The organism is Pseudomonas spelaei (assembly GCF_009724245.1).
GTDB classification, from domain to species: domain Bacteria; phylum Pseudomonadota; class Gammaproteobacteria; order Pseudomonadales; family Pseudomonadaceae; genus Aquipseudomonas; species Aquipseudomonas spelaei.
This window is the reverse complement of sequence record NZ_WNNK01000038.1, coordinates 34,949-41,223: the sequence shown is the minus strand read 5'-3', so window position 1 is coordinate 41,223 and position 6,275 is coordinate 34,949. Positions and strand designations below refer to the sequence as shown.

General features: G+C 58.0%; 6 protein-coding genes. 3 read left to right on the top strand and 3 right to left on the bottom strand.

From position 1 onward, the window contains the following. Positions 1-592 precede the first annotated feature (592 nt). Positions 593-823, top strand: a complete 231-nt coding sequence (vapB, locus tag GNF76_RS27550) for a type II toxin-antitoxin system VapB family antitoxin (RefSeq protein ID WP_155586210.1) — start codon at positions 593-595, stop codon at positions 821-823. Then, positions 820-1,233 (top strand): PIN domain-containing protein, encoded by a 414-nt coding sequence (locus tag GNF76_RS27545; RefSeq protein ID WP_178123622.1) that lies wholly within the window; start codon positions 820-822, stop codon positions 1,231-1,233. Before vapB ends, GNF76_RS27545 begins: the two co-directional genes overlap by 4 nt. Positions 1,234-1,269: 36 nt before the next feature. Here GNF76_RS27545 and GNF76_RS27540 read toward each other — a convergent pair whose 3' ends face one another. The 3 genes from GNF76_RS27540 to GNF76_RS27530 form a co-directional block, all read right to left on the bottom strand. Further along, complete coding sequence (locus GNF76_RS27540) at positions 1,270-2,523, bottom strand: DUF1479 domain-containing protein (protein WP_155586209.1); 1,254 nt, start codon at positions 2,521-2,523, stop codon at positions 1,270-1,272. Between the two features lie 127 nt (positions 2,524-2,650). Then, entirely contained in the window at positions 2,651-3,514 is an 864-nt protein-coding gene (locus tag GNF76_RS27535) for a helix-turn-helix domain-containing protein (RefSeq protein ID WP_155586208.1), read from the bottom strand. A gap of 130 nt (positions 3,515-3,644) precedes the next feature. After that, complete coding sequence (locus tag GNF76_RS27530) at positions 3,645-3,917, bottom strand: DUF2790 domain-containing protein (RefSeq protein WP_155586207.1); 273 nt, start codon at positions 3,915-3,917, stop codon at positions 3,645-3,647. A gap of 394 nt (positions 3,918-4,311) precedes the next feature. Between GNF76_RS27530 and acs the strand changes: the two genes are divergently transcribed. Then, on the top strand, positions 4,312-6,267 hold the full coding sequence (gene acs / locus GNF76_RS27525) for an acetate--CoA ligase (protein WP_155586206.1): 1,956 nt from the start codon (positions 4,312-4,314) through the stop codon (positions 6,265-6,267). Positions 6,268-6,275: the final 8 nt, after the last annotated feature.

The following is a 6,275-nucleotide window of genomic DNA, read 5'->3' as shown; positions in this document are numbered from 1 at the left end:
GGCACCGTCGAGGCGGTCCATGTTGGCTTCGGTGGCGTGGCCGGCGTTGGCGCCTTTGGCAACTACTTCGCCGTCTTCTTCTTTGTCGAATTCGTCCCAGCTCAGCATGACGTGTCGTCTCCTGCGTGAGGGCTCAAGGGTGCCCGTGTGAAACCGGATGGTTGGGTGTTCACACGGCCCAAAGGCCGCGGTGGATCTTAAGGAATCGTTTGTTGCAGCTAGCGCACGCATTAAACGGAATCAGGGTTACGGGTGTTCTGCTTGAGGCTTGAGGGGGCGGAGCAGTGCTTGCGAGCTCCAGCGGGGGCCTCAGGTCTGGCTCTTCATCCCAGTGTAAAGGGATATTGCAGGCCCGATTTACCCGCGCATTATAGGGAAAAATTCGGCTTTGTGTTGCGGCGGATGGTCTCGGTGGACGGACAAAAAGGCTGCTTTTCGAGCCAGAGCAAGGGTTTGCAAGGGTTTGCTGCATCTGGATTTTTTTACAGGCGCGCAGGAGTGCTACCGATGGTCGCCGCGTAGGCCTATGGCTTGCATATGTCAGCGTGTGTCGCTAGATTGCATAGGTCAGACATATGTAGGAGCGACGACTATGCGCACTGTCTCAATTTTCAAGAATGGCAAGAATCAGGCAATCCGCTTTCCCACGGATATGGCTTATGACGGGGTGGGGGAGTTGGAAATCACGCGTAATGGCGACACCATCACGCTGCGCCCTGTGCGACCTAGCTGGGGGTCGTTCGCTGAGCTACCCAAGGCTGATGCGGATTTTCTGGAAGAGCGTCCCGACATTATCAGCGATGAAGGCAGGTTTAATCTGTGACCACCTACATGCTTGATACCTGTATTTGTTCTTTCATAATGCGCGAGCGTCCTGAGTGTGTTTTGGAAAGATTGGCTGCGGAGATTGCACGCAATAATCGAATCGTAATCTCTGCGATCACCTATTCCGAAATGCGTTATGGACAGATTGGTAAAAAAGCGTCCCCCAAACACAAGGTTCTGGTGGATGAGTTTGTGAAACGCTTGGACGAGGTTTTGCCTTGGGGAATAAGCGCGGTGGACGCGACCGTCGAGGTGAAACGGAGCCTTACAGACGCTGGCTTGATCATTGGTCAGAACGACACTGCGATCGCCGGGCATGCCATCGCTGCGGGTTGTACATTGGTGACGAATAATGTCCGTGAATTCAGTCGCGTCGCCGGGTTGTCTTACGAGGATTGGGTTCATTAGGTTGGATTGGGAGCCGCAAGGCGACCTAGTAAGCATCTATTCCAGCCCCAACCCTTTGCGGCCCAGCACATTCAATTGCGACTTCATAAAGCGGTCGCCCCAGTCCTTCTCGTAGTCCTCCCGCGCAAAGTCATCCGGCGAAGCCCCTTGCTCGAATGCCCTGAGCACATCCTTGGCGTACCTGCGGTTTTTCGGGCACATGGGCGCGGCGGGTACGTACATTACGTTGCCCCAACCCTGCTGGTTTTCGACGGGAGCGACGCTATGGACTACATCGCAATGCCACCACACCGAATCGCCTGCTTGCACATCCGGAATCGGGGTCATGCCCTGAACCAGCAGCGGGTGCCATTTTTCTGAAATCGGCAGCACCTTGCCCGGCGCAACGCCGCACAGCTCATCTTCGGGAACGTCGTCCAGCAAAGGCCGCAGCAGTATGTAGGCCATGGCCTTGGGGATCGGTAACGTATGCAGCACGCCTTGGTCGGCCCGCATGTCGCACAGCGCGGTCCAGCCCTGGAAGGTGCGGAAGGCGGAGCATTTCACCGTGTCCTTGTAGGCATATTCATCGACTTCGGTGCGATGCGCGGCGTCCCATGGGTCATACGACTTGAAGTCGTTGCGGTAGATCTTGTCGAACACCTTGAGGTAAGCGGGGTGCAGCCAGCGTTCCAGCGCTCCCGAATCGGTGTGCGGGCCAAGCCCTTTGGAGGTAGTGCCGGGTGGGCGGCGGCGCACACGGTCGGGGTACAGCGCATTGACGTCCGGGTCGAACCATTGCCGGTCTTGGGAGTGAAGGGTCCACAGGCGGTTCAGGAACGACTGCGCGGCGCCCATGCGTTCGTGTTGGCGCACTTGCATCTGGGCGTCGGACCAATAGATGGGGAATATTTCCGGGCGTGAGGCTTCGAGGTTGCCGAAGAAGTTGTCGGCCGGGCCGCGATACACCTCGTCGAAATGATTGTGGTCGAGGTAGTCCAGCAGGCTTTTGTCCCAGCCGAGCACTTGCTGCCGGGGGAAGTGGTTGCGGATCACCAGGCAGCCCCGGCGCTTGATGAGTGCTCGTTGCTCCTCGGTGACCTGGCCGTTGGCGATGGTCTCAAAGTCGAGCTCGGGCCAGGCGGTCACGGCCTTGATCGAGGCGATTTCACCGGAGATAAATTCGCTGACCTCGGCAAACAGCGCGGGCACATCGCCGATCTGTGCGCGCAGTGTCTTTTTCATTGCGACGATGCTGCGCTTGTAGTCGTCTGGCCGCTCGGCACTTTCGAAGGCGTGGTAGTTGCTCATGGGTGGCCTGTATTGTTGTTGTGCATACAGGTATGGAATCACCCCGGCCTACCTTGGTGGCAGCCTGGTTTGCAGCGTTTGGCAGTACGATTATGGCGTTTCTTGAAGGTCGTATAGAAGAATCGACTTATTTAAAGTGATGGCCGTGCTGAGCGCGAAACTGTGACGGCGTGATGCCCTTGTGTGCCTTGAACTGCCGATTGAACAGCGCCTGGGATACATAGCCGACCCGCTCGGAAATAGCGCTGACCGCCATGTTGCCCTGCATCAACAAGGCGCAGGCATGTCCGATACGTAGTCGGACAATGTAGTCCAGCGCCGTGCAGCGGGTGTGTTTGCGGAACATTCGATGGAAGGCTGAAACACTGACACAGGCCATCTGCGCCAACTCTGGAATGCCTACAGGTTGCGCATAGTGGCTGTGCAAGTAGTCCAAAACACGGTGGATGCGTGCGTCTTCAACGATATGAGGGCGCGCGTTTTCTACCGCAATGCGCTGTGCTGCGATGTCCCGGGACAACAGGTTGAGCACTGTCAGCAACGAGATCAGCCGCTGGGAGGCGTCTTGCTCGACCATGGCTTCAATCACCGGGCGCAGCGCCCGGGACGTGGCATCACTGAAACTCAGTGCCTGCCGCGCTGCAGCCAGCAGCGCACGAGTCGGTGCCATCTCGGGAAACAACTGCACCAGCGACTCCGCCCAGGCCTCCGAAAACCAGATGACCAAGGCAATGTGCGGTATGGCGGGGTCGATCAACTCGGCGGAAGACCAGCTATGGGGCACGTTCGGCCCCACCAGCACCAGGTCGCCATCATCGTACAGCGCCACATCGTTACTGATATAGCGGTGCCCGCGGCTGTTGAGGGTCAGGGTCAGTTCGTATTCGGGGTGGTGGTGCCATTCAAACGGAATCGCCTCCGGTAGACGCCTGTTCAGCAGGGTCCAGGAGGTGTTCGCCTCGGTTGGGATTTTTTCGAAACTGGCTCGCATGAATGCATCCTGCCTTGCAGGTGAGGTGGCGGCGCCATAATCGTAGCATTCGATTCGGAGGGGAGGGCTCTTGGCCGCAAGAACGATTTCTTGCGGCGGACAAGATCAGGTTTAGTTTCAACTAACGAAGTTATGAACCGTTAGAGCAACCATTGCCCATGATCTTGTAATTAAGAATGTGCCGCTGGCCTTGGTGATCTTCATATTCCATACGTGCCGGTACAACTTCACACACATCCGGGATATTGCTCATGGACACTACTCGGGCAATGTCCAAGTCGGTGTCGTAAGTGTAATCCTCAACAGTGGCGGTGTTCTGGCTGGCTACCTCCGTCGGGATCTCGTCGGCCAGGGCGGCGGTAGCGCACAAGCTGCTGAGGGCCAACACTAATAAAGCTTTCATTTGACTATTTACCTTTTTTCGGTCGAAAGGGGTCACGAGGCCCTTGTGAGGCCACGTGTGCAACTGGATTGGAAAGTTCGGATTAACGTGCCTTCGTGGGGGCTGCAACTTGGTTAATCACGGTGCCTTGGTTGGCGGAATTGATTTTAGGCCTGCCGGTTTAATTCATATACCCGTGCTTTTGATAAACACTATTGGCTGATCCTGTAACAATCCCGACACTCGGTTTTTTTTGAAACGCCGCAAACCAGCGTAGGCCGCGGGCCAGAGCTGTGTCGGGGTATAGCTGGGCAATTTGTAGGGGCTTGTTACTACCATCGTCGAATGGTTCTATAGGCCCGGCCCGGCTACAACAGGGCCATACAACAACAACTATGTCACCGAGGTAAGAAAGATGAGTGCGGCTTCTCTGTACCCCGTTCGCCCCGAAGTAGCAGCCAACACGCTGACCGACGAGGCGACCTACAAGGCCATGTACCAGCAGTCGGTGGTCAACCCCGACGGTTTCTGGCGCGAGCAGGCTCGCCGTCTTGACTGGATCAAGCCTTTCACCACGGTGAAGCAGACTTCCTTCGACGATCACCATGTCGACATCAAGTGGTTTGCCGACGGCACTCTCAACGTTTCCTACAACTGCCTGGACCGTCACCTCGCCGAGCGTGGCGATCAGGCCGCAATCATCTGGGAAGGCGACGACCCTGCCGAAAGCCGCACCATCACCTACCGTGAACTGCACGAACAAGTCTGCAAGTTCGCCAACGCCTTGCGCGGTCAGGATGTACACCGCGGCGACGTGGTGACTATCTATATGCCGATGATTCCCGAAGCCGTGGTCGCCATGCTGGCCTGCACCCGGATCGGCGCGATTCACTCGGTGGTGTTTGGCGGTTTCTCGCCGGAGGCCCTGGCCGGTCGGATTATCGACTGCAAATCCAAGGTGGTGATCACCGCTGACGAAGGCTTGCGTGCCGGTAAGAAAATTCCACTGAAGGCCAACGTCGACGACGCCCTGACCAACCCGGAAACCAGCAGCATCCAGAAAGTCATCGTGTGCAAGCGCACCGGTGGCGACATCAAGTGGAACCAGCATCGCGACATCTGGTACGAAGACCTGATGAAAGTGGCGGGCACCGTGTGTGCGCCGAAAGAGATGGGCGCGGAAGAAGCCCTGTTTATCCTTTATACCTCCGGCTCCACCGGCAAGCCCAAGGGCGTGCAGCACACCACCGGCGGCTATCTGTTGTATGCGGCGCTGACCCACGAGCGTGTGTTTGACTACCGTCCGGGCGAAATCTACTGGTGCACCGCCGACGTCGGTTGGGTCACCGGCCACACGTATATTGTCTACGGCCCGCTGGCCAATGGCGCGACCACGTTGCTGTTCGAAGGTGTGCCGAACTACCCGGACATCACCCGGGTGGCGAAGATCGTCGACAAGCACAAGGTCAATATCCTCTACACCGCGCCCACCGCGATTCGCGCGATGATGGCTTCAGGCACCGCTGCCTGCGAGGGTGCCGACGGTAGCAGCCTGCGCCTGCTGGGTTCGGTGGGTGAGCCGATTAACCCGGAAGCGTGGGACTGGTACTACAAGAACGTCGGCCAATCCCGCTGCCCGATCGTCGACACCTGGTGGCAAACCGAGACCGGCGCCACCCTGATGAGCCCGCTGCCGGGGGCGCATGCGCTCAAGCCGGGCTCGGCTGCACGGCCGTTCTTCGGTGTAGTGCCGGCGCTGGTGGACAACCTGGGCAACATCATCGAAGGCGCTGCCGAAGGCAACCTGGTGATTCTCGATTCGTGGCCAGGCCAGGCCCGTACCCTGTACGGCGACCATGACCGCTTCGTCGACACCTACTTCAAGACCTTCCGTGGCATGTACTTCACCGGTGACGGCGCGCGTCGCGATGAAGACGGTTACTGGTGGATCACCGGTCGTGTGGATGACGTGCTCAACGTGTCCGGTCACCGCATGGGCACTGCCGAGATTGAAAGCGCCATGGTTGCCCACCCGAAAGTCGCGGAAGCGGCGGTGGTGGGTGTGCCGCATGACATCAAGGGGCAAGGCATTTATGTGTATGTGACCCTGAAAAATGGCGAAGAGCCGACAGAGGCGCTGCGCCTGGAGTTGAAGAACTGGGTGCGTAAGGAGATTGGGCCGATTGCTTCGCCGGATGTGATCCAGTGGGCACCGGGCTTGCCGAAGACCCGTTCGGGGAAAATCATGCGCAGGATTCTGCGCAAGATTGCCACCGCTGAATACGACGGGTTGGGGGATATCTCCACCCTGGCGGATCCGGGTGTGGTGCAGCACTTGATTGAGACCCACAAGACGATGAACGTCGCGTAAGGCGGGTT